The organism is Ensifer sp. LBL, assembly GCF_050435225.1.
GTDB lineage: Bacteria > Pseudomonadota > Alphaproteobacteria > Rhizobiales > Rhizobiaceae > Ensifer.
This window is the reverse complement of the sequence record NZ_JBNDJY010000001.1, coordinates 652,700-676,401: the sequence shown is the minus strand read 5'-3', so window position 1 is coordinate 676,401 and position 23,702 is coordinate 652,700. Positions and strand designations below refer to the sequence as shown.

The window sequence follows — 23,702 nt, the reverse complement described above, 5'->3', positions numbered from 1 at the left end:
CGGTTTTGCGTCCGGAATTGCGGAAAACCAGTCTGCTAGGGCTACTGCTCCCAGTAGGGGATCGGTCCGTAGAGTTCGGCGAGATAGTCGATGAACAGGCGCACCTTGGCCGGCAGGAACTGCCGGCTTGGGTAGACCGCCGAGAGCGTCAGCTGCTTCGAGCCTTCCCATTGCGGCAGCACTTGCACCAGCTGGCCGCTGCGCAATTCCGGGCCGATATCCCAGGTCGAGCGTAGCGCGATGCCGGCGCCGGCGATGACGGCGGCGCGCACAATCTCCGAGGAGTTGGTGACGAGCGGCCCTTCCGGGTGCCAGACCAGCGCGCCCTCGGGCCCTTCGAGTTTCCAGTTGTCGTTGTTGTGCGCCGGCAGGCAGAGGTGGTTGGCGAGGTCGCCGATCTCTTTCGGCGCGCCGTTGCGGGCGATGTAGTCCGGCGAGGCGCAGAGCAGGCGGCGCACGGGGGCAAGCTTGCGGGCGACCAGCGACGAATCCACCAACTCGCCGATGCGAACCGCCATGTCGAAGCCTTCCGCGACGATGTCGGTGAATTCGTCCGTCAGCACGATATGCAGCTTCAGGTCCGGATGGTCCTTCATGAACGTCGTCAGATGCGGCGCGATGTGCATGCGGCCGAAGGAAGTGGGCGCCGATATCCGCAGCACCCCGAGCGCATGCGACGAGCGGCCCGAGGCGTAGGCTTCAGCCTCCTCGATGCCGGTCAGGATGCCGAGTACCCGGTCGTAAAACCCCTGGCCGGCTTCGGTCAGCGAAATCTGGCGTGTCGTGCGCTGCAGCAGGCGCGTTCCGAGCCGATCTTCGAGCCTCTTGATGCGCTTGGAGATCACAGCTGGGGAAAACCCCAGCGCCCGCCCCGCTGCCGACATACTGCCGGTGGAAACGACCCGTGCAAAAATCTCAAGATCGCCTAAATTCGTCATCAATCGTTGCCATTGTTTCCAAAACGGAAAAGCTCAATAGCATTTGCGAGGCCTCTGTCCTAGTGGTAAAGAAAATGAACCAATCGATACGCGGCGGGAGGAGCTGATGGCGGAGACAATCGGTTTTCTGCAGCCGAAACCAGAGGTTATCGCCCGGCGCCGCGAGATTGTCGCAGACCTCTCGGACCTCTTGCCCGAGGGCTGTCTGATCAGCGACGAGCGCGGACTGAAGCCGTTCGAGACCGATGCCTTCATCGCCTATCGCCGCATGCCGCTGGCGGTCGCCTTGCCGGAAACCACCGAACAGGTGGCCGCGCTCCTGAAATATTGCAGCCGCTACGGCGTTCCGGTCGTGCCGCGCGGCGCCGGCACCTCGCTTTCGGGCGGCGCCATCCCGCAGGAGGATGCGGTCGTCATCGGTCTCTCGAAAATGTCGCGCATTCTCGACATCGACCTTTTCAACCGCACCGCCACCGTCCAGGCGGGCGTTACCAACCTCAACATCTCCGAGGCCGTTTCCGCCGACGGCTTTTTTTACGCGCCTGACCCGAGCTCGCAGCTTGCGTGCACGATCGGCGGCAACATCGGCATGAATTCCGGCGGCGCCCATTGCCTGAAATACGGCGTCACCACCAACAACCTACTCGGCGTGAAGATGGTGCTGTTTGACGGCACCGTCGTCGAGCTCGGCGGCAAGGCGCTGGATGCGGCGGGTTACGATCTGCTCGGCCTCGTCTGCGGTTCGGAAGGCCAGCTCGGCATCGTCACCGAGGCGACGGTGCGGCTGATCGCCAAGCCGGAGGGAGCCCGCCCGGTGCTCTTCGGCTTCTCGTCTTCGGAAGCGGCCGGCGCCTGCGTCGCCGACGTCATCGGTTCCGGCATCATCCCGGTCGCGATCGAGTTCATGGACAAGCCGGCGATCGAGATCTGCGAAGCCTTCGCCCATGCCGGCTACCCGCTCGATGTCGAGGCGCTTCTGATCGTCGAGGTCGAAGGCTCCGAGCCGGAGATGGATGCGATGCTCGCAAGCATCGTCGCCGTTGCCCGCCGTCACGGGGTCGCGACCATCAAGGAATGCCAGTCGGCCATGGAAGCGGCAGCGATCTGGAAAGGCCGGAAATCCGCCTTCGGCGCCACAGGCCGCATCGCCGACTATATCTGCATGGATGGCACCGTGCCGCTCAGCCAGCTGTCGCATGTGCTTGCCCGCACCGGTGAAATCGTCGCGAGCTACGGCCTGCGCGTCGCCAATGTCTTCCACGCCGGCGACGGCAACATGCATCCGCTGATCCTCTACAACATCAACGATCCGGAGGATGCCGCGCGCGCCGAAGCCGCCGGTAACGATATCCTGAAGCTTTGCGTCGATGCGGGCGGCTGCCTGACGGGCGAGCACGGCGTCGGCATCGAAAAACGGGACCTCATGCTGCACCAGTACAACCAGATTGACCTCGACCAGCAGATGGCGGCGCGCGCCGCCTTCGATCCGCAATGGATCCTGAACCCGTCCAAGGTCTTCCCGCTTAAAGGGCGTCCCGCCGCATGATCGTGCATTTCGAACCGGCCAGTGAAGAGGGGATTGCGACCGTCGTTCGCGCCATGGCGGCGGACAAGGCGTCGCTCGCGGTGATCGGCGGCAACACGCGCTCCGGCCTCGGCAATCCCGTGCGCGCCGACCGGGTGCTGTCGACCCGCCGCCTTTCCGGTATCGTCAGCTACAACCCGGCCGAAATGACGATCACCGCGCTTGCCGGAACGCCGTTGCGCGAGATTAACGAGGCGCTCGCCGAAAACCGGCAGATGCTCGCCTTCGAGCCCATGGATCACCGGCCGCTCTTTGCCTCCTCGGGGGAGCCGACGATCGGTGGGGTCTTTGCTGCCAACGTGTCCGGCCCCAGGCGCTATGTCGCCGGTGCGGCCCGCGACAGCCTGCTCGGCGTGCGCTTCGTCAACGGCGAGGGTGAGGCGATCAAGGCCGGCGGACGGGTGATGAAGAACGTCACCGGCCTCGATCTGGTCAAGCTTCTGGCCGGCTCGCACGGCACGCTCGGCATCCTCACCGAAGTCACCTTCCGCGTCCTGCCGCTGCCGCCGGCGTCGCAGACCATCGTCGTCTCCGGGCTGAACGATGCGGAGGCTGCGGCGGTCATGGCCGAGGCGATGGCGCAGACGACAGAGGTTTCCGGCGCGGCGCATCTGCCGGAGAGCGTGCGCGGACGGTTCCTGGAGGGTAGCCTTCCGGATGGTGCGGCCACCGTGCTCAGGCTCGAAGGGCTGGAGGCATCTGTCGCGATCAGGGCCGAGAAGCTCATGAAGGCGGTCGGTCGCTTCGGCGCAGTGACGCGGCTCGATGCATCGCAGTCAGCAAAGCTCTGGGTCGAGATCCGCGACGTCAAACCCTATGCCGACGGTACCAGGAGGCCGCTCTGGCGCGTGTCCGTCGCCCCGTCGCTCGGCCATCAGCTGGTGGCTGCCCTGCGGCTGCAGACGGGCGTCGACGCCTTCTACGACTGGCAGGGCGGTCTCGTGTGGTTGCGCATGGAGGCCGATCCGGAAGCGGAACTGGTGCGCCGCTACATCAAGGTTCTCGGTGGCGGCCACGCGACCCTCGTCAGGGCCGATGATAGTTATCGCCAAGCCATTCCATCGTTTGAACCGCAGCCCTTGCCCGTGGCACAGTTGAGCGAGCGCGTGCGCGCGAAGTTCGACCCGCACCGCATATTCAATCCCGGCCGTATGGCAGCAATTTCCTAAGCGTCCGCGAGAGGGAGCAGGAGGGACAAGCAATGAGCGATAATGGTCCGCAGACACCGTTCTCCCGGGAGACCGATCGCTGGCTGGAGCCGGGCAAGATCAATGTCCAGGTGATTTATGTCCTCTATCTCGTCGGGTTTGCGGTGGGTATCACGCCGATCATCGGCGTCGTCATGGCCTATCTCAACCGCGGCAAAGGCGCGCCCTGGGTCCAGACGCACTATGTCTGGGCAATCCGGACCTTCTGGATATCGCTGTTGTTCCTGTTGATCTCGCTGTTGCTGACCGTGGTGCTTGTCGGCATCCTCGGCTTCATCGCCACCGCCGTCTGGATCGTCGTGCGCTGCGTCGTCGGTCTGCAAAGGGCCGCGCGTGAGGAACCGATCACCAATCCCGAGGGCTGGATGGTCTAGGCCGGTACGCAACCGGAGGCCGGCAAGGTCGACGGAAGCTGAAACCAGAATGTTGCAATCGACCGCGGCGCCAAGCGCGCGGTTCCGCAGGACGAAGAGTGGAGTTCGCACTTGCAGACCAATTTTACCGCCGCGCAGCTCGCCGATCCGCACGTGGCCGAATCCGAGGCCATTCTGCGCAAGTGCGTGCATTGCGGCTTCTGCACCGCGACCTGTCCGACCTATGTGACGCTCGGCGACGAGCTCGATAGCCCGCGTGGGCGCATCTATCTCATCAAGGACATGCTGGAAAACGGCCGGGCGGCCGACAAGGAAACGGTCACCCACATCGACCGCTGTCTGTCTTGCCTCGCCTGCACCACCACCTGTCCCTCGGGCGTCGACTACATGCACCTCGTCGACCATGCGCGCGTGCATATCGAAAACACCTATCGCCGCCCGTTCAAGGATCGGCTGGCGCGTTCCGTGCTCGCGGCGGTACTTCCTTATCCCCAGCGCTTCCGGCTGTCGCTGAAGGCGGCCGGCCTCGCCCGGCCGCTCGCCGGCCTGATGAAGCGCGTCGCCTTCCTGAAGACCTTCGGGGTGATGCTCGACCTGGCGCCGGCGGCCGTGCCGGAGCCCTCGGCATCGGCGACGCCCGGCGTTCATGCGCCCAAGGACAAGCGTGTCGGCCGCGTGGCGCTTCTGTCCGGCTGCGCCCAGCCGGTGCTGAAACCGGAGATCAACGAGGCGACGATCAGGCTGCTGACGCGGTTCGGCATCGAGGTGGTCGTTTCGGCCGGCGAAGGTTGCTGCGGCGCGCTGGTGCATCACATGGGCCGGGAAAACCAGGCGCTCGACGCCGCGCGCCGCAATGTCGATGCCTGGCTCAAGGTCGCCGATGAGGGTGGGCTCGATGCCATCGTCATTACCGCTTCGGGCTGTGGAACGACGATCAAGGACTACGGCCACATGCTGCGGCTCGATCCCGCCTATGCTGAGAAGGCCGCCCGGGTCTCGGCACTGGCGAAAGACATTACCGAATACCTGGCGACCCTCGACCTGCCGGAACAGGAGGCGCGCGGCATGACGCTCGCCTATCATTCCGCCTGCTCGATGCAGCACGGGCAGAAGATCACGCTTGCGCCGAAGCAGCTTCTGAAGCGCGCCGGGTTCGCCGTGCGCGATCCGGCCGAGGGCCATCTCTGTTGCGGCTCGGCCGGCACCTACAACATCCTGCAGCCGGAAATCTCGGCAAAGCTGAAGGCGCGCAAGGTCAAGAATATCGAGGCGACGAAGCCGGACGCGATTGCCACCGGCAATATCGGTTGCATCACCCAGATCGCCAGCGGCACCAAAATCCCCATCCTGCATACGGTCGAATTGCTCGACTGGGCCTATGGCGGGGCGAAGCCTCAAGGGCTCTGAGACAAAGAAAAAGGCCGGCACCTTTCGGGAGCCGGCCTTTTTGTTGGGTGGACGTCTCGGCGCTCTCAGCCGCCAAAGATCTGGCGGAAGATATCGACGCCGCGATCGTCGAAATAGGTGTCGCCGGCCTTGCTGCCGGGGCCGATGACGATGACCTTGGTGCCAACGTCGGCGCGGTCGTAGAGATGCTCAACGTCCTCGTTCATCATGCGGATGCAGCCGGACGACATGTTCTGGCCGATGGTCCAGGGCTGGTTGGTGCCGTGGATACGGAAGATCGTGTCGCGGCCGCCCTTGTAGAGATACATGGCGCGGGCGCCGAGCGGGTTGTCGATACCGCCCTCCTGGGTGATCGGCAGAATGCGGCCCTTGGCTGCTTCGCGGCGGCGCATTTCCGCCGGCGGCGTCCAGGTCGGCCATTCGGCCTTGCGGCCAACCTTCACCACGCCAGACCAGCCGAAGCCGTCACGACCGACGCCGATGCCATAGCGCGTCGCGCGGTTCGGGCCGTCGATGTAATAGAGGAACTTGTTGTTGGTATCGACGATGATGGTGCCGGGGGCTTCGTCGGTGCGGAAGCGAACCTTGGTGCGCCAGTATTGTTTTGCCGGCTTCTTCGGAGTGGCCACGAGTACAATGTCTGACGACTTGATCTTGGGACCTGCTACGGGCGCCGGCGTGAAAGCCGAGGCGCTGGCGGCCACAAGAATAGTGCTGGTCGCAATCGCGATTGCGACCACTTTGCTGGCATGACGCTTCATTTACGATTCCCTCTAAACCCTCGTTGCAGGCAGGCTATGCAAAATGCATCGAAGTTCAAGCGTGTGATACATCCGGTAGATCAAACGTGATCACAAAACTTGCCTGTCCTTATGCTGCTGTTGCCTGAATATCACGCATCGGCAACAGCAACACGGGTGAGGAGAGGGGAATATTCTATGCTGTGCTGCAATTAAATGACGATAACCTTCGTGCCGACTTTCACGCGCTCGTAAAGGTCGACGACGTCTTCGTTGCGCATGCGGATGCAGCCGGAGGAAACGGCATAGCCGATCGTCCACGGCGCGTTGGTGCCGTGGATGCGGTAGAGCGTCGAGCCGAGATACATGGCGCGTGCGCCGAGCGGGTTTTCCGGACCGCCGTCCATGCGCGCCGGCAGGTAGTGGCCCTTGGCGGCTTCGCGACTGATCATCTCCTGCGGCGGCGTCCAGCTCGGCCATTCCGCCTTGCGGGTGACCTTGTGGGCGCCGGCCCATTCAAAGCCCGGCTTGCCGACACCGACGCCGTAGCGCCGTGCCTCACCGTTGCCCGTCACCAGATAGAGGAAGCGGTTGTTGGTATCGATGACGATCGTGCCTGGCTTTTCCTTGCTCTCATAGGCAACCGTCTGCGGCAGGTACTGCGGGTCGAACTTCGATTTCACCGGCCGCTGGGCGCGAGTGGCGTTGGCCGGCTGAAGCAGCGGATTGACGACACGGCGCTTGACCTGAGGCTGCGCGGCCTGTCCCTGCTGATAGTATTGTTTTCGGGTGGCCTGCGGAATCTGCTGCCGGTAGATCACCTGCCGCGCCCGGGGCTGCTGCCCGCCGAGCTGCATCACCCAGGGGGCGGTAAGATCGGGGCTGACGACGACAGGCGGCCTGTTCTGATACCGGTCCTGTGCTGCGGCCGGGCCGGCCACCAGTGTCAGAAGAGAGGCGGCTATAAGAAGAGACTTTTTCAACATCGGACGGACTCGCTACCTTTCGCCGAAAATCACAAAGGGGGCGCAGTCTGCCCGAGAGCGGAATGCTCGAACGGACGGGTTGCGCCTTGGCAATGGGGGCGATCGTGTCATTTGGAGGGCGACCGAATGGTAAACGGTGCCTCGTTAAAAGGCGAAGGCGCCGATAAAGCTTTGGGTAGGGTTATCCGCAGCTTTAGGAATCTGGTTTGCAAATGGTAAAGGCATAAAAATGAGCAGGATGGAGCAAAGAGGGCGATGACGGCCAAGGGCATTGTGATCGGTGAGGACGGATTTCTGCGTTGCGCCTGGCAGGGCAATCTTGACGATTATCGTCGCTACCATGACGAGGAATGGGGGCGCCCGGTCACCGACGACCGTCGCCTGTTCGAGAAAATCTGCCTGGAAGGATTCCAGTCTGGCCTGTCATGGCTGACGATCCTGCGCAAGCGCGAGGCGTTTCGCGCCGCCTTTGCCGGTTTCGATTTCGACGCGGTCGCGACCTTCGGCGACGCGGAAATCGAGCGTTGCCTTGCCGATACCGGCATCGTGCGTCACCGAGGCAAGATCGTCTCGACCATCAACAATGCGCGCCGCGCCCAGGAACTGAGGCAGGAGTTCGGGTCGTTGGCCGCTTATTTCTGGTCGTTCGAGCCGCAGGCGGCCGAGCGTCCGCAGGTGGTGACCTATGAGGTGATCGTCGCCAATCCGACGACCCCGACCTCGACCCGCATCTCCAAGGATCTGAAGAAGCGCGGCTGGACCTTCGTCGGCCCGACGACGATCTACGCTTTCATGCAGGCCATGGGCCTCGTCAACGACCACATCGAAGGCTGCCATTGCCGCACAGTCGTCGAGGAGCTGCGCGGCAAGCTTGCTAGGCCCCGGGCCCGGGTCGCCTGATGAGTGCGCCCGTCGTCCGTTTGGCGACGGGTGTTTGCCGGTGGCAGTGGGATTGCGGGATTAGCCGCCGCTCTTGGCGAGCCACGCCTTCATCGTCTTGATCTCGCCTTCCTGCGCCTTGATGACCTCTTCGGCGAGCTTGCGCAGCGTTTCGTCCTTGCCGTATTCGAGCTCCACCTTCGCCATGTCGATCGCACCTTGATGGTGGGCGATCATGCCGCGCACGAAGTCGATGTCCGCATTGCCGGTGTAGGTGATGTCCATGTCCTTGTGCATGCGGGCATTGGCTTCGGCGAAGGCCTTGCTTGAAGGCGAGCCATCGCCTTTCGGCGTTGCGGCTTCGGCTGCGCCATGGTGCATGCTGCCGTGCCCGGTGTCTTCGGCCATCGCGGGTAAGCCGAGGCAGGCGGAAAGCGCGAGTGCGGCGATCAGCGGTTTCAGCGACATGGTGTTTCCTTCCTTCTCTGATGTCTCGCACCGGGAAACCTGCCGTAGCCGGCCCCTTGGCGCGCCATCAATCTAGGGGAGGCGTATCTGCGGTTTCAATCCGCCCGTTCAGGCGTCGAGCGCCGCGCGCTCACGCGGAAAGGCGAAAACGCCCTGCAGCATGTTTTCGCCGGTGGACGCGTCGAGCGACGATCGGCCGACGCAGAAGAGCTGTGCCGCCTTCAGGCTTGGCGAGTGCACGAGCGCCGTGAAGCAGAACGAGGACGGCGACGCGGTTGCCTGCTCGAGGATGTTGAGCACGGTCGCGCGATCCCGGCCGCCATAGGCGCGCACCAGGTCGACGATGCCGCAGGAGCGGGTGGACGCGCCGAGCAGAGCGGCGGTTCGCTGGCCGAGGTGAAAGACGCCGCTGGCCAGATCGCAGCGCCATGTCTCGACGAAATAGTCGCGTTCATCGAGGTGGTCCATCCAGGCCAAGTGCGCCCCGAGATGCCCGGGTTGGATGGCTCCCGAGCCAGGTGTCATGAACCTCAACATGATGCCCTTCCTCTCGTCGCGCGGACGTGATGTCTCGTGCTGGAGACCGCCTCTGCCGCAAGGCGCTTCGATGCGTTGTTTGCCATTGAAGTGTTTCCCCGATGCAGTCATTGCAGCGAGAATTCGTTTGTGGGTACTCGGCCCTTGGCCGCGAAGATAGCCGATCACCGCTGCAGCCGGAACGTCGTCGATCGGTCGGGCGATAAACTTTTAGTGATTGCATGCTGTCTAATACGCCTTGTGGTTGAGGTCAAGTCCTCCCCGGCGCGTCGCGATGGTGCGTGTCGATCCCGATGATGCGAAGCCGACCCGTACCTGGCTTAGGCGCAAAGCGCCGGCGTATGGTCCGGGCGAACGCTTTGCGCGGTCCAAACCCTTGCCGCACCTTACCTGATCCGATAGGGAAAGCAGCCAACAAGATACAGTCCGGAATGCTCCCATGACCGAGAAACAGAAGAAACCGCAGAAGCTCAAGGCGCGTCTTCCGCGCGGCTTCGTCGATCGCTCCGCCGCAGATATCCGCGCGACCGACGAAATGATCGGCAAGATCCGGGCGGTCTACGAGCATTATGGTTTCGATCCGGTCGAAACGCCGCTGTTCGAATATACCGATGCACTCGGCAAGTTCCTGCCCGACAGCGACCGGCCGAACGAGGGCGTCTTCTCGCTGACGGACGACGACGACCAGTGGCTGTCGCTGCGCTACGACCTGACGGCGCCGCTCGCCCGTCACGTCGCCGAGAACTTCAACGAGATCCAGCTGCCGTTCCGCACCTACCGTGCCGGCTACGTCTTCCGCAACGAGAAGCCGGGCCCCGGCCGCTTCCGCCAGTTCATGCAGTTCGACGCCGATACCGTCGGTGCCGCTGGCGTCCAGGCGGATGCCGAAATGTGCATGATGATGGCAGACACCATGGAAGCCCTCGGCATCGCACGCGGCGACTACGTGATCCGCGTCAACAACCGCAAGGTACTCGACGGCGTGATGGAAGCGATCGGCCTTGGCGGCGACGACAAGGTGAATGCGCGGCTTACGGTTCTTCGCGCCATCGACAAGCTCGACAAGTTCGGCCCCGAAGGTGTCAGGCTCCTGCTCGGCGAAGGCCGCAAGGATGAGAGCGGCGACTTCACCAAGGGTGCTGGCCTCAATGCCGAGCAGATCGACAAGGTCCTGTTCTTCGTCGGTATCCAGAATTATGCCGAAAGCGCCGACGAACTGGCGGCGCTCGTTTCAGGCACCGCCAGGGGTGGCGAGGGCGTCCAGGAACTCAACACCATCCGCAGCCTGGTCGTCAGCGCCGGCTACGGGGCCGACCGCATCAAGATCGATCCCTCGGTCGTGCGTGGTCTCGAATATTACACCGGCCCGGTCTTCGAGGCCGAGCTGCAGTTTGCTGTGACCAACGAGAAGGGCGAGAAGGTCGTCTTCGGCTCGGTCGGCGGCGGCGGTCGTTACGACGGCCTCGTGTCGCGCTTCATGGGTCAGCCCGTACCGGCAACCGGCTTCTCGATCGGTGTTTCCCGCCTGATGACGGCGCTGAAGAACCTCGGCAAGCTCGGTGCATCTGACGTGCTCGCGCCTGTTGTCGTTTGCGTGATGGACCGCGACATCGAGGCGATGGGCCACTACCAGCGCTTCGTGCAGCAGCTGCGCCATGCCGGCATCCGAGCCGAAATGTACCAGGGCAACAAGAAGAACTTTGGCGACCAGCTGAAATATGCCGACCGCCGTGGCTCGCCGCTCGCCATCATCCAGGGCGGCGACGAGCGCGCCGCCGGTGTCGTGCAGATCAAGGATCTGATCGAGGGCAAGCGCCTGTCGGGTGAGATTGAGGACAATGCGGCCTGGCGCGAGGCGCGCGTGGCCCAGGTTTCCGTGCCGACGGCCGAACTGGTCGAGAAGGTGCGCGAGATGCTGGCGGCGCAGGCCGAGGATCGGGCAAGGGGCTGACGACCATGGCCCTCATCAATCTGCCTGCTTTTGCCGATGCGCTGCTTGCCGACTTCGAAAGCCTCGGCACGCTGCGCGTCGACACCCCGGTGATCCAGCCGGCCGAGCCTTTCCTCGCCATGGCCGGCGAGGATCTGCGCCGCCGTATCTTCATGACCGAGAACGAGACCGGCGAGAGCCTGTGCTTGCGGCCGGAATTCACCATCCCCGTCTGTCTCCGCCATATCGAGGCGGTCACTGGAACGCCGAAGCGCTATGCCTATCTCGGCGAGGTCTTCCGCCAGCGCCGCGAAGGCGGCAACGAATTCTACCAGGCCGGCATCGAGGATCTGGGTGATACCGACACGGCGGCAGCCGATGCGCGCGCCGTCTCTGACGCCATGCGCATCGTCGCCAACCGGGTGCCGGGCCAGTCCCTCAGCGTGACGCTCGGCGACCAGGCGGTGTTTGAAGCCGTCGTTGGCGCCTGTGGCCTGCCGGCCGGCTGGCAGAAGCGGCTGATCCACGCTTTCGGCGACCAGAAGCACCTGCAGAAGCTTCTGACCGAGCTTGCCCATCCGCGGACCGTCGGCGTCTTCGGTCCCGAAGTGGTGCGGCTGTCGATGGACGGCCTGCTCGAGGACGAGGAGCGTCTCGTCGCGCATGTTGCCGCAACGATGGAAGCGACCGGTTATTCGACCAATGCCAGCCGCTCGCCGGAGGACATCGCGCGCCGGCTGAAGGAAAAGATGGAGCTGGCGAACACGCGGCTCGACCGCAAGACGCTGGACCATGTCGCTGCGTTCCTGGCGCTCGACGTGCCGCTTGCCGATGCGCCGGCCGCACTCTTCGCTTTCGCGCAGAAATCCGGCCTCAAAATCGATGACGCGCTCGCCCGTTTCGATGCGCGTGTGTCCGCACTTTCCAAGACCGGTGCCGATATCGGCGCCATTCGTTATCGTGCGGCCTTCGGTCGTCCGCTCGACTATTATACCGGCCTCGTTTTCGAGGTTGAGCTTGCCGGCACGCATGCCGTTCTTGCCGGCGGTGGCCGCTTCGACCGGCTGCTGACCCTGCTCGGCGCCCGCGAGCATATCCCGGCCGTCGGATTTTCGCTCTGGCTCGACCGCATCGAAAAGGCGATTGCCTCTGAAGGAGGCGCTCAATGACCATCACCATCGCGCTGCCGTCCAAGGGGCGGATGAAGGATGACGCCTCGGCGATCTTCGAACGCGCCGGCCTGAAGATCGTTGCCGTCGGTAACGACCGCTCCTATCGCGGCCGCGTCGAAGGCGCCGACGACGTTGAGATCGCGTTCCTTTCGGCGTCGGAAATCTCGCGCGAACTCGGCAACGGCTCGATCGATTTCGGCGTGACCGGCGAAGACCTCGTGCGCGAGGGTCTCGCCAACGCCGACGCGCGCGTCGAATTCTGCGCCCGTCTGGGCTTTGGTCATGCCGACGTTGTCGTCGCAGTCCCTGAGGTCTGGTACGACGTCGACACCATGGCCGATCTCGGCGACGTTGCCGCCGATTTCCGCGCCCGCCACGGTCGCCGTCTGGCGATCGCCACCAAATACTGGCGGCTGACGCAGAACCATTTCTCCGGCAGCCACGGCATCCAGCTCTACCGCATCGTCGAAAGCCTTGGCGCCACCGAAGGCGCACCGGCCTCCGGTTCGGCCGACATCATCGTCGACATCACCTCGACCGGTTCGACGCTGAAGGCAAACCACCTGAAGATCCTGACGGACGGCGTGATCCTGCGTTCAGAGGCTTGCCTCGTTCGGGCGCGCAAGGCCGCCCACGACGGCGATCCGGTCGTGGCACGGATTATCGCGGCCGTTCGTAGCGTGCTTTGACGCAGCAAACGGAGCAGGGCGGGATCTCACGTTCCCGCCGGTTACAAAAATAGAGTAGGGCCCTCAAAAGGCGCGCCCTCCACTCCTATGTAAGTCCTGCGCGCGGCGCTCCTGCCGCTTCCCGCTGTTCCGTTCCAGGAGACCTTCATGGCCGATCTGTCCGCCTTTCCGATCACCAAGCGCTGGCCGGCGAAAAACCCTGACATCATCCAGCTCTATTCGCTGCCGACGCCGAACGGCGTGAAGGTTTCGATCGCGCTCGAAGAGTTGGGCCTGCCCTACGAGCCGCACCGCATCGCCTTCGATACCAACGATCAGAAGTCGCCCGAGTTCGTCTCGCTCAACCCCAACGGACGCATCCCGGCGATCATCGATCCCAACGGGCCGGATGGAAAGCCGATCGGGCTGTTCGAGTCCGGCGCGATCCTCATCTATCTCGCGGAAAAGACCGGCAAGCTGCTGCCTGCCGACGCGGCCGGCCGTTACGAAACGATCGCCTGGGTGATGTTCCAGATGGGCGGCGTCGGCCCGATGTTCGGTCAGTTCGGTCACTTCTTCAAGTTCGCCGCCGACAAGGTCGCCAACAATTCCTACCCCGTCGAGCGCTACCGTGACGAAGCCAAGCGGCTGCTCGGCGTGCTCGAAGCCCGACTTGAAGGGCGGCAATGGCTGATGGGCGACGACTACACGATCGCCGACATTGCCACCTACCCCTGGGTCGAGGGCGCGCGCAGATTCTATGGCGGCGCCGAGGTTCTGGATTACAAGAGCTTCCCGAAGGTGATGGCCTGGGTGGAGCGCGGCCTGTCGCGCCCGGCGGCTCAAAAGGGCATGGATGTGCCGCGCAAGGAATAGCAAACGGCGTGGCCTGTGCCAGAGTTGACGAAGCTCGGGCGGAAGGCTAGGCCTTGTTGTACAGATGAATAAAGGCAGGTGGGAAGCGTGTCCGGAAGGCTTGTTGTTGTCGGTGGCGGTCAGGCCGCCTTTGCTCTGGTTGCCAAGCTGCGTGCACTGAAGGACGAGCGGCCGATTACCATCGTCGCCTCCGAAGCAAGCCTGCCTTACCAGCGCCCGCCGCTCTCCAAAAAGTATCTCCTGCGCGAGATGAGCCTCGACCGGCTGCTCTACCGGCCGGAAGCCTGGTACGGCGAGCACGCGGTCGACGTGCGCCTCGAAACGACCGTGACAGGCCTCGACCGGGCCGGCAAGCGCGTGACGCTCAGCGACGGCACGTCGCTCGACTATGAGGTGCTGGCCTTTGCCACCGGCGCCACGCCGCGCCGGCTGCCCGCCTCCGTCGGTGGCGATCTCGAGGGTGTCTTCGTCGTTCGTGACTTCAGGGATGCCGATCGCCTTGCCGAGGAGATGAAGCCCGGCCGTCGCGCGCTCGTCATCGGTGGCGGTTACATCGGCCTCGAGGCGGCAGCCGTCGCGCGCACCTGCGGGCTGGACGTCACGGTCATCGAAATGGCCGACCGCATCCTGCAGCGTGTAGCCTCCTCGGCGACGTCGGGCCTCGTGCGCGACATTCATCGTGGTCGCGGCGTCGATATCCGCGAGGGCACCGGCCTCAACCGCCTCGTCGGCGACAATGGCCGTGTCACCGCAGCGGAACTCTCCGACGGCTCTGCGTTGCCGGTCGACGTCGTCATCGTCGGCATCGGCGTGACCGCAAATGATCGCCTGGCGCATGATGCCGGGCTCGAAACCGCAAACGGCATCGTCGTCGACGCCCACGGCCGCACCTTGGATCCTGCGATCTTCGCGATGGGCGATTGCGCCGTTCTGCCCTTCGAGGATCTGCGCATCCGGCTGGAGTCGGTACAGAATGCCGTGGATCAGGCCGAAGCGGTCGCCGCGATCCTCGCCGGCAGCGAAGCTCCTTACGAGCCCAAGCCCTGGTTCTGGTCCGACCAGTATGACGTCAAGCTGCAGATCGCCGGCTTCGGGCTCGGCCACGACGAAACGATCGTCAGGCCCGGCCAGCGCGAAGGCAGCGTGTCGGTTTGGTATTTCCGGCAGGGGCGCCTGGTGGCCGTCGATGCGATCAACGACGCCAAGGCCTATGTGACCGGCAAGAAGATGCTGGAGACCGGCGTCAACCCCAACCGGGCCGTCATCGCCGATCCGCAATCCGACCTCAAGGCGCTGCTGTCGCAAGCATAGGCGGCGAAACCACGCCAGGCAGCGCCTTTTGTAAAGTGCAACTTCAAGGCGGCTTGGTTTCAATTTTCATTAACGACGCCACTATTGTTTTGCCGCGCAACCGGGCGGCAAAGCGACGATTTATCATTTCCTTAAATCACCTACCGGCAACACAGATCGATTAACTGGAGGCGAGAGGTCTCGTTTCCCTGTGGTTGTTGATTTAGGCGATTGGCGATGTTCAAGGTTCTTACATGCCTGGTGGTAGAGCATAATCCCAGACTGGTCGTTTTGGCCGCACTTGTCTGCTTCCTCGCGAGCTACGGAGCAGTCACGCTGTTGCAGCGCGCTCGCGGCTCCTCGGGCAAGGCAAAAGCGATCTGGGCGACGGCGGCTGGCATCGCCAGCGGCTTCGGCATCTGGGCGACCCACTTCATCGCCATGCTCGCTTACGACCCCGGTGTCGTCCTCGGCTACCAGATGGATCTCACCGGCCTGTCGCTGGCCGTCGCGATTATCCTGACCACGACGGCGCTGTTGATCGCCACCCATGTTCAGGACCGGCTCGGCTGGATTGCCGGCGGCTTCGTTCTCGGCGGCGGCGTCGCCTGCATGCATTTCCTCGGCATGGCGGCGCTCGACGTGCCGGGCAGCATCCGCTGGGATGCGACGCTGGTCGTCGCCTCCGTGGTCGTCGGCTCGCTGTTCGATATCGCTGCCCTGCGTACGATCGCCAGCATCGGCAACCGGTTGAAGGCGAAAGTCCTTGCCACCCTGCTGATGACGCTCGGGATCGTCGCGCTGCATTTCACCGCCATGGGCGCGGTCACAATCGAAGCCGACCTGCTGACGCCGACCCATGCGGGCATGATCCAGCCGCACCTGCTTGCCTTCGTCATCGCCGGCACTGCCTTCTTCCTGCTGTCGATGGTGCTGATCGCCGCCGGCTTCGCCCATCATGCCGAGCTTTCCGCCGCCGCTGCCGAACGGGAATTTGCCCGCTTCGTGCGCAGCGTGAAGGACTACGCGATTTACATGCTCGACACCGACGGCCGCGTCGCCAGCTGGAACGCCGGCGCCGAGGCCAACAAGGGCTATAAGGGCGAGGAAATCGTCGGCAAGAATTTCGCCTGCTTCTACTCGCAGGAGGATCAGCGCGACGGCGTACCGCAGCGGGCGCTCGAGGTCGCGCTGGCCGATGGCAAGTACGAGAACGAAGGCTGGCGCTATCGCAAGGACGGATCCCGCTTCTGGGCCCATGTGGTGCTCGACCCTTTCATGGACGATGAGGGCAAACACGCCGGCTTCATCAAGATCGTCAAGGACATCACCAAGGCGAAGCTTGACGCCGATCGCATCGCCGAGGTCAGCAACAATCTCGATGTCGCGCTCGAAAACATGTCGCAGGGCATCTGCCTGTTCGACAGCAACGACCGGCTGTTGCTGTCGAACCGTCGTTGCCGCGAGATCTTCGGCTTTTCCGAGACGCTCGCCGGCAAGGGGCTGACCTTCCGCGAGATCCTCGACATCGTCTTTGCCCGCATTTATTCCGATCCGGAAATGGCACGGACCAAGGCCGACGAGCTCTACCAGAAGCACCGCATCGAAATGGTCGGCAACGGCGGCGGCGATATCGTCGAGAAGCTGGTCAACGGCCGTTCGATCCTGACCAAGCATCGCACGCTGCCCGATGGCGGCTGGGTGAGCACCTATGAGGATATCACCGAGCGGCTGGACACCGAGGAGCAGATCACCTTCCTTGCCCGCCACGACAGCCTCACGGGCCTGCCGAACCGGCTGCAGTTCAGCAGCTATCTCGAAGAGGAACTGGATGCAGCCGCCTGGTTCAACCGCAAGGTCGCCGTCATCGGCATCGACCTCAACAAGTTCAAGGAAGTCAACGACCTGCACGGTCACGCCGCCGGCGACTTCGTGCTGGTGACGATCGCCCAGCGCGTCAAGGGCCTGCTGCAGGAGGGCGAGTTCGTGGCGCGCCTGGGTGGCGACGAGTTCGCGGCGGTCAAGCGCTTCGAGGAACTCTCCGAGCTCAACGACTTCCTGCGCCGCATCGAAAAGAGCCTGCACGAGGAAATGCGCTTTGGCGATTTCGAGCTCAAGTCGGGCGGCAGCATGGGTGTCGCGATCTATCCGCAGGACGCGGAGACGGCCGACACGCTGATCAATAATGCCGACCTCGCCATGTACCGGGCGAAGGCTGCCCTCAACCAGACCGTCTGCTTCTACGAGGTGTCGATGGATGAGGCCGCCCGCCAGCGGCGCGCGCTTGCCAACGACCTCTGGGACGCGGTCGAGAAGAAGCAGCTTGCCTTGCACTACCAGGTGCAGAAGTCTGTGATGACCGGAGCCGTCATCGGCTACGAGGTGCTCCTGCGCTGGAGCCATCCGGAACGCGGCATGGTGCCTCCGAGCGAGTTCATCCCGCTTGCCGAGGAATGCGGCGCGATCCTGCCGATCGGCGAATGGGTGCTGCGCGAAGCCTGCCGCGAGGCGGCGGGCTGGGAGAGCAGCCACAAGATTGCGGTCAACCTCTCGCCGGTCCAGCTCGCCAACGGCGACATCGTCAGCCTGGTGCAGGACGTGCTGGCCGAGACGGGTCTCGACCCGAACCGGCTGGAGCTCGAAATTACGGAATCGACGATCATCGACGACAAGGAGCGGGCGCTGCTGACGCTGCGCCAGATCAAGGAACTCGGCGTCACCATCGCGATCGACGACTTCGGCACCGGCTACTCGTCGCTCGAGACGCTGCGCTCCTTCCCCTTCGACAAGATCAAGCTCGACCGGAGCTTCATGTGGGAAGTGGAAGGCAGCCCACAGGCCAAGGCGATCGTGCGCGCCATTCTTGCGCTCGGCCAGAGCCTGTCCGTGCCGGTTCTTGCCGAAGGCGTCGAGACGCAGAAGCAGCTCGATATCCTGCAGGCCGAGGGTTGCGATGAGGCGCAGGGCTATCTGCTCGGCCGCCCGGCGCCGATCACGGTGCTCTTCACGGGCAAGGACGACGCGGCGGCCGCCTGAGCCGTAGGTCCGCGTCTCTCCCGCACGTCTTCACCGCAATCGCCCACCGGGGCGGTTGCGACGGCCATGTATCTGGTCAGGGATTATCTACACCTGTGCCCGCGGGCGGGCAGCGGCGGGCCTACTGGCGCAACAGCGCGCGGCCCGCGACTTCCACGAGAAAGCGTGGGAAGAAAAAGATGCCGGTGATCATGCCGGAATAGCGCTGTTCGAGGCCGGAAGATTCACCGATGCAGAACAGCGGCTGCTTCTGGCCGGATTCCTCCAGCGCGATCGTCGTCGAAAAGCAGAAGGACGAGCAGCTCGTCGCCGCCTGCTCGAACAGTTCGAGCACGTGGTTGCGATCGGCCGGATCGTAGCAGCGAACGAAGTTCAGAAGGCCGCACTCCCCGTCGCGCAGGCCATGGATGGCGGCCGCCTTCTCGCCGAGGCGGAACAGGCCCGTAGAAAGATCGCCGGACCATCCCTCGGAGACGCAAAACTGCTCCATGAATTCATGATGCGGAAGGCCGGGATGCGGCTGTCCCGGAACGCCGAGGGGAGCGGAATTTGCTCTGGTGATCTTAAACACGGTCTACCCCAGCAGTGTTCCCGGAGCCGCCTTCGGCGCCCCAGGGAAACGCGTCCCAATGTGCAAACTGCGCCCGACATGACCAATACGAGAGCGCACGCCACATGGTGTGGGTGTTTTCTCAAGTAGTAAGGTCGATAGATGGTAGTGGATCTCGCCGGCGAACTTATTTCGAAGGAGAGTGTCGGCTTAATTTGCGATTAAATACTTTTATTCTTTAGGTATAGTCTCGAAGAATTTCCGGATGGGCAGCGAATACGAAAAAGCCCCGGCGATTGCCCGCCTGCCTCAAGTGTGCCGCCCAGTCTCCCCTCAATCTTCGCTCACTTGGGGCGCTGTTATAGTTCGTTTTTTTTCGACTTCAACGGTTTTTTGAAGCCTGACTACAACCGATGGGTTTTTTCCTGCCGACTGTTCGGCAGATGCTTCACCGGCGATGAATGGCATTGATAAAAAACAAGAAAGGCGACCCGAGGGCCGCCTTTCCGATCCGGATTGGATCGCTGATGCAAGAAGGCTTATCGCCTTATCACATCATGTCCATTCCACCCATGCCGCCCATGCCGCCAGGCATGCCGGCCGGAGCGTCCTTCTTCGGCAGTTCGGCAATCATGGCTTCCGTCGTGACGAGGAGGCCGGCAACCGAAGCTGCGTCCTGAAGGGCGGTGCGAACGACCTTGACCGGGTCGACGATACCCATGGCGATCATGTCGCCATATTCGCCGGTCTGGGCGTTGTAGCCGTAGTTGTCTTCGTTCTTGTCGAGGATCTTGCCGACAACGATCGAAGCTTCATCGCCAGCGTTCTCGGCGATCTGGCGGGCCGGAGCCTGCAGAGCGCGACGAACGATGTTGATGCCGGCTTCCTGGTCTTCGTTGACGCCCTTGACCGAGATCTTGGAGGCCGAACGCAGGAGAGCCGTGCCGCCGCCCGGTACGATGCCTTCCTGAACAGCAGCGCGCGTCGCGTTGAGAGCGTCGTCGATGCGGTCCTTCTTTTCCTTCACTTCGACTTCCGTCGAGCCGCCAACGCGGATCACGGCAACGCCGCCAGCGAGCTTGGCAAGACGTTCCTGCAGCTTTTCGCGGTCGTAGTCGGAGGTGGTGTCTTCGATCTGGGCCTTGATCTGGGCGACGCGGCCTTCGATGTCGGCCTTCTGGCCGGCGCCGTCGACGATCGTCGTGTTTTCCTTGGAGATCGAAACCTTCTTCGCACGGCCGAGCATGTCGAGCGTAACGTTTTCGAGCTTGATGCCGAGGTCTTCGGAGATCACGGTGCCGCCCGTCAGGATGGCGATGTCTTCGAGCATGGCCTTGCGGCGGTCGCCGAAGCCCGGAGCCTTGACGGCAGCGATCTTGAGGCCGCCACGCAGCTTGTTGACGACGAGCGTTGCGAGGGCTTCGCCTTCTACGTCTTCAGCGATGATCAGGAGCGGCTTGCCGGTCTGAACGACAGCTTCGAGAACCGGGAGCATGGCCTGGAGGTTCGAGAGCTTCTTCTCGTGGAGGAGAACGAAGACGTCGTCGAGGTCAGCGACCATCTTTTCCGGGTTGGTGACGAAGTAGGGCGACAGGTAGCCGCGGTCGAACTGCATGCCTTCGACGACTTCGAGTTCGGTTTCGGCGGTCTTGGCTTCTTCAACCGTGATGACGCCTTCGTTGCCGACCTTCTGCATTGCTTCAGCAATGTCGAGGCCGATCTGACGCTCGCCGTTAGCCGAGATCGTGCCGACCTGTGCAACTTCTTCCGAAGTGTTGATCTTCTTGGCCTTGGCCTGGAGATCCTTGACGACTTCGGTGACAGCGAGGTCGATACCGCGCTTCAGGTCCATCGGGTTCATGCCGGCAGCAACGGCCTTGGCGCCTTCGCGAACGATCGCCTGGGCAAGAACGGTTGCAGTCGTGGTGCCGTCGCCGGCGATGTCGTTGGTCTTCGAAGCAACTTCGCGGACCATCTGGGCGCCCATGTTTTCGAACTTGTCTTCGAGTTCGATTTCCTTGGCGACCGATACGCCGTCCTTGGTGATGCGCGGAGCGCCGAAGGACTTGTCGATGATGACGTTACGACCCTTCGGGCCGAGCGTGACCTTTACGGCGTCAGCGAGGATATCGACGCCACGCAGCATCTTTTCGCGCGCGGTGCGGCCGAACTTGATTTCTTTTGCAGCCATTAGAGAACTCCCGGGCTCATTGCCCATTGGTTGTCATGAAAAGGGTGGACGACGGCTGGATCAGCCGATGATGCCCATGATGTCGGCTTCCTTCATGATCAGAAGGTCTTCGCCGTTGATCTTGACTTCGGTGCCCGACCACTTGCCGAACAGAACGCGGTCGCCAGCCTTGACGTCGAGAGCGACAACCTTGCCGCTTTCGTCACGGGCGCCCGAACCGACGGCGACGATTTCGCCTTCCTGCGGCTTTTCCTTGGCGGTGTCCGGAATGATGATCCCGCCCTTGGTCTTCTCTTCAGACTCGACGCGGCGAACGACGACGCGGTCGTGCAGCGGGCGGAAGTTGGTGCTTGCCATTAGTCTAATCCCTCGATCAAATGACACTACGGATCGCAGATGGACCCGATGGATGGGTGTTAGCACTCTCATTTATCGAGTGCTAGCGATGCCGAGATAAGCTTGGGTATGGGGTGAGTCAAGGATCGGCGCCTAGATTTTTTGCTGACGGCAGTTGCCATGGACGGGCGCAGCAGGCGAGGGCGTAGGCAGCCTAGCCTCATTCTTGGCGAAATCTAGGCGATCGCGTCGATGCGTGGCATCGGCCGGATTTTGACGGTTGATAACCACGACAAAGTGCTTCTGCGTGGCGGGCGGCGTCCACAACGCATTTTTTCCTGGCTCTCGACGCCGCCGGAATCCTTGGGAAGGGGCGCCTTTTTCGGGAGACGAGACTTGTAATCTCCTGCCTTCCTTGCCATGCAAGCCGGAAACCGTGTTTGCAGGAAGCCAGAATGGCCGCAAGGATCAACAGTTTTCGCGAAATCGCCAAGCGCTACGATGTCGTTCTGTGCGACGTCTGGGGCGTTCTTCACAACGGCGTGCAGGCTTTCGCCTCCGCCTGTGAAGCATTGGCCGAGGCGCGTGCCGCCGGGCTGACCGTCGTACTCATCACCAATTCGCCGCGCCCGAGCCCGATGGTGAAGGTGCAGATCCGCAGCCTCGGCGTGCCCGACGAAGCCTATGACCGGATCGTCACCTCGGGCGACGTGACCCGGGCTTTGATCGCTGCCGCCGACAAGAAGATCTTCTTCATCGGCGCCGAGCGCGACCTGCCGCTGCTCGAGGGCCTGGGGACGCAGATCGTTTCCTCGGAAGATGCCGAGACGGTCGTCTGCGCCGGCTTCTATGACGACGAGACCGAAACGCCGGAGCACTACCGCGCGACCCTCACCGGCCTTGCCAAGCGCAAGATCCCGTTCATCTGCGCCAATCCCGATCTGGTCGTCGAACGCGGCCACCGGCTGATCCCTTGCGCCGGCGCGATTGCCAAGCTCTACGAGGAACTCGGCGGCGAGGCGCGCATTGCCGGCAAGCCCTATATCGCGATCTACCGCGCCGCCCTCGGCGAGGCGAAGGCTGCGCGCGGACCGATCGACCTCACCCGCGTCATCGCTGTCGGCGACGGCATGCCGACGGACGTCAAGGGCGCGCAGGATGCGGGCCTGGATCTGCTCTATATCAGCGCCGGTATCCATGCCCAGGAATACATGAACGAAAGCCGGACCGACGAGGCGAAGCTTGCCGCCTTCCTCAAGAAGGAGGGCGCCTCGCCGAAATATTGGATGCCACGGCTCGCCTGACGGGAAGACGGAGATGACGGTTTTTCATCGCAACGAGACCCGTGATCCGCTTCCGGAGCACTTGCGCGGTGGTGTCGTCGCCATCGGCAATTTCGACGGCGTGCACCGTGGCCACCAGTCGGTTCTCAATCGGGCGCTGGAAGAGGCGAAGTCGCGCGGCGTGCCGGCGCTCGTGCTCACCTTCGAACCGCATCCGCGAACCGTCTTCCGCCCGGACACGCCTGTCTTCCGGCTGACGCCGGCGCCGTTGAAGGCGCGCATCCTCGAAGGCATGGGCTTCGGCGCCGTCATCGAATATCCCTTCGATCGTACCTTCTCGCAGCTTTCTGCGTCGGACTTCATCCATCGCATCCTGCTCGAATGGCTGCATGCCTCGCATGTGGTGACCGGTTTCGACTTTCATTTCGGCAAGGGTCGCGAGGGTGGCCCTGCGTTTCTGATGGCGGCGGGCGGCGACAACGGGTTTGGCGTGACGCTGGTCGACGCCTTCCGTGATGAAAATGCGTCCGTCATCTCGTCGAGCTACGTCCGCGCGCTGCTCGGCGAGGGCGATGTCGCGCAGGCCGCCGGCATGCTCGGCTACCGTTATCTCGTCGAAGCCGAGGTGATTGGCGGCAAGAAGCTCGGCCGCGAACTCGGTTTTCCAACCGCCAATATGCGGCTTGCGCCCGAGGTGGAACTTCGGCCCGGCATTTATGCCGTGCGTTTTCGTCGCGCCGACGGCTCGCTCTACGACGGCGTCGCGAGCTTCGGCCGCCGGCCGACGGTCGATAGCGACGGCGAGCCGCTGCTCGAAACCTTCGTCTTCGATTTCTCCGGTGATCTCTATGGCGAGGTCTGCGCCGTGACCTTCTTCGGTCACCTGCGCGACGAACTGAAATTCGATGGCCTCGATCCGCTCGTTGCGCAGATCCGTCAGGACGAGGCCGAAGCCCGCGCGCTGCTTTCCGGCGTCACGCCGCTCGGCGACATCGACCGCAGGCTCAACTTCGCCCGATAAAAGATTTCGGTCTTCGCGCGGCGGCGGACCTTTTCAAAAGGCGGAAAACGCCTTAAACAACCGGCCACCATGACCCGGCACCGTCGATTGATCATCGATCAGCGAATTATTGGCCCGGCCTTCCGCGTGCTGTGATCAGCCGGAAGGTCCGGGATTTCGGCGTTTCCGACGCCCCAGTCATCTCTCGATACCGAGCCCATTTCGTATGCGCGGCCGTTCGCGCGAAG

21 protein-coding genes are annotated in these 23,702 nt (G+C 63.2%); 13 read left to right on the top strand and 8 right to left on the bottom strand.

Annotated elements, in window-relative coordinates; all coding sequences use genetic code 11:
• Positions 1-41: 41 nt before the first annotated feature.
• Positions 42-938 carry a LysR family transcriptional regulator gene (locus OKW20_RS03270; RefSeq protein ID WP_429112544.1) on the bottom strand — a complete coding sequence of 299 codons (897 nt, stop codon included), beginning with the start codon at positions 936-938 and terminating at the stop codon, positions 42-44.
• A gap of 106 nt (positions 939-1,044) precedes the next feature.
• On the opposite strand from OKW20_RS03270, the gene OKW20_RS03265 reads away from it, so the two are divergent.
• The 4 genes from OKW20_RS03265 to glcF all read left to right on the top strand — a co-directional run bounded on the left by OKW20_RS03265 (position 1,045) and on the right by glcF (position 5,512).
• On the top strand, positions 1,045-2,484 hold the full coding sequence (locus OKW20_RS03265; RefSeq protein ID WP_429170166.1) for an FAD-linked oxidase C-terminal domain-containing protein: 1,440 nt from the start codon (positions 1,045-1,047) through the stop codon (positions 2,482-2,484).
• Positions 2,481-3,692: a glycolate oxidase subunit GlcE gene (gene glcE / locus OKW20_RS03260; RefSeq protein ID WP_429170164.1), complete on the top strand. Its 1,212-nt coding sequence runs from the start codon at positions 2,481-2,483 to the stop codon at positions 3,690-3,692. The genes OKW20_RS03265 and glcE overlap by 4 nt, the downstream gene beginning before the upstream one ends.
• Before the next feature lie 32 nt (positions 3,693-3,724).
• Positions 3,725-4,105 (top strand): DUF4870 family protein, encoded by a 381-nt coding sequence (locus OKW20_RS03255; RefSeq protein ID WP_043618337.1) that lies wholly within the window; start codon positions 3,725-3,727, stop codon positions 4,103-4,105.
• A 111-nt stretch (positions 4,106-4,216) separates the two neighbouring features.
• Positions 4,217-5,512, top strand: a complete 1,296-nt coding sequence (glcF, locus tag OKW20_RS03250) for a glycolate oxidase subunit GlcF (protein ID WP_205237040.1) — start codon at positions 4,217-4,219, stop codon at positions 5,510-5,512.
• Positions 5,513-5,577: 65 nt separating this feature from the next.
• Here glcF and OKW20_RS03245 read toward each other — a convergent pair whose 3' ends face one another.
• Positions 5,578-6,273 (bottom strand): L,D-transpeptidase, encoded by a 696-nt coding sequence (locus OKW20_RS03245; protein WP_429170162.1) that lies wholly within the window; start codon positions 6,271-6,273, stop codon positions 5,578-5,580.
• Positions 6,274-6,464: 191 nt separating this feature from the next.
• On the bottom strand, positions 6,465-7,238 hold the full coding sequence (locus OKW20_RS03240) for a L,D-transpeptidase (RefSeq protein ID WP_043618346.1): 774 nt from the start codon (positions 7,236-7,238) through the stop codon (positions 6,465-6,467).
• Between the two features lie 255 nt (positions 7,239-7,493).
• Between OKW20_RS03240 and OKW20_RS03235 the strand changes: the two genes are divergently transcribed.
• Positions 7,494-8,138, top strand: a complete 645-nt coding sequence (locus tag OKW20_RS03235) for a DNA-3-methyladenine glycosylase I (protein WP_429170159.1) — start codon at positions 7,494-7,496, stop codon at positions 8,136-8,138.
• A 60-nt stretch (positions 8,139-8,198) separates the two neighbouring features.
• Here the strand turns inward: OKW20_RS03235 and copM are convergent, their stop codons facing one another.
• Both copM and OKW20_RS03225 read right to left on the bottom strand, forming a co-directional pair.
• Positions 8,199-8,585: a CopM family metallochaperone gene (copM, locus tag OKW20_RS03230; protein WP_429170157.1), complete on the bottom strand. Its 387-nt coding sequence runs from the start codon at positions 8,583-8,585 to the stop codon at positions 8,199-8,201.
• Positions 8,586-8,693: 108 nt separating this feature from the next.
• Positions 8,694-9,122, bottom strand: coding sequence for a hypothetical protein (locus tag OKW20_RS03225; RefSeq protein WP_429170155.1), 429 nt, complete (start codon positions 9,120-9,122; stop codon positions 8,694-8,696).
• A gap of 439 nt (positions 9,123-9,561) precedes the next feature.
• Here OKW20_RS03225 and hisS point away from each other — a divergent pair, with 439 nt between their 5' ends.
• The 6 genes from hisS (at position 9,562) to OKW20_RS03195 (ending at position 18,094) form a co-directional block, all read left to right on the top strand.
• Positions 9,562-11,073 carry a histidine--tRNA ligase gene (gene hisS / locus OKW20_RS03220; RefSeq protein ID WP_429170152.1) on the top strand — a complete coding sequence of 504 codons (1,512 nt, stop codon included), beginning with the start codon at positions 9,562-9,564 and terminating at the stop codon, positions 11,071-11,073.
• A gap of 5 nt (positions 11,074-11,078) precedes the next feature.
• Entirely contained in the window at positions 11,079-12,221 is a 1,143-nt protein-coding gene (locus OKW20_RS03215; RefSeq protein ID WP_429170150.1) for an ATP phosphoribosyltransferase regulatory subunit, read from the top strand.
• A complete protein-coding gene (gene hisG, locus OKW20_RS03210) occupies positions 12,218-12,913 on the top strand; it encodes an ATP phosphoribosyltransferase (protein ID WP_043618363.1) in 696 nt (231 codons plus the stop codon). Before OKW20_RS03215 ends, hisG begins: the two co-directional genes overlap by 4 nt.
• Before the next feature lie 147 nt (positions 12,914-13,060).
• Positions 13,061-13,768 (top strand): glutathione binding-like protein, encoded by a 708-nt coding sequence (locus OKW20_RS03205; RefSeq protein WP_429170148.1) that lies wholly within the window; start codon positions 13,061-13,063, stop codon positions 13,766-13,768.
• Positions 13,769-13,855: 87 nt separating this feature from the next.
• Positions 13,856-15,079, top strand: a complete 1,224-nt coding sequence (locus OKW20_RS03200; protein WP_429170146.1) for an NAD(P)/FAD-dependent oxidoreductase — start codon at positions 13,856-13,858, stop codon at positions 15,077-15,079.
• A gap of 216 nt (positions 15,080-15,295) precedes the next feature.
• Positions 15,296-18,094: a bifunctional diguanylate cyclase/phosphodiesterase gene (locus tag OKW20_RS03195; RefSeq protein WP_043618368.1), complete on the top strand. Its 2,799-nt coding sequence runs from the start codon at positions 15,296-15,298 to the stop codon at positions 18,092-18,094.
• A 121-nt stretch (positions 18,095-18,215) separates the two neighbouring features.
• Here OKW20_RS03195 and OKW20_RS03190 read toward each other — a convergent pair whose 3' ends face one another.
• From OKW20_RS03190 to groES, 3 genes are all read right to left on the bottom strand, one after another.
• Positions 18,216-18,665, bottom strand: a complete 450-nt coding sequence (locus OKW20_RS03190; RefSeq protein ID WP_043618371.1) for a hypothetical protein — start codon at positions 18,663-18,665, stop codon at positions 18,216-18,218.
• 529 nt (positions 18,666-19,194) lie between these two features.
• Positions 19,195-20,835, bottom strand: a complete 1,641-nt coding sequence (groL, locus tag OKW20_RS03185; protein ID WP_043618373.1) for a chaperonin GroEL — start codon at positions 20,833-20,835, stop codon at positions 19,195-19,197.
• 60 nt (positions 20,836-20,895) lie between these two features.
• On the bottom strand, positions 20,896-21,192 hold the full coding sequence (groES, locus tag OKW20_RS03180) for a co-chaperone GroES (protein ID WP_004675403.1): 297 nt from the start codon (positions 21,190-21,192) through the stop codon (positions 20,896-20,898).
• A gap of 434 nt (positions 21,193-21,626) precedes the next feature.
• Between groES and OKW20_RS03175 the strand changes: the two genes are divergently transcribed.
• Positions 21,627-22,475, top strand: a complete 849-nt coding sequence (locus OKW20_RS03175; protein WP_192447677.1) for a TIGR01459 family HAD-type hydrolase — start codon at positions 21,627-21,629, stop codon at positions 22,473-22,475.
• Between the two features lie 13 nt (positions 22,476-22,488).
• A complete protein-coding gene (locus OKW20_RS03170; RefSeq protein ID WP_192447675.1) occupies positions 22,489-23,475 on the top strand; it encodes a bifunctional riboflavin kinase/FAD synthetase in 987 nt (328 codons plus the stop codon).
• Positions 23,476-23,702 lie beyond the last annotated feature (227 nt).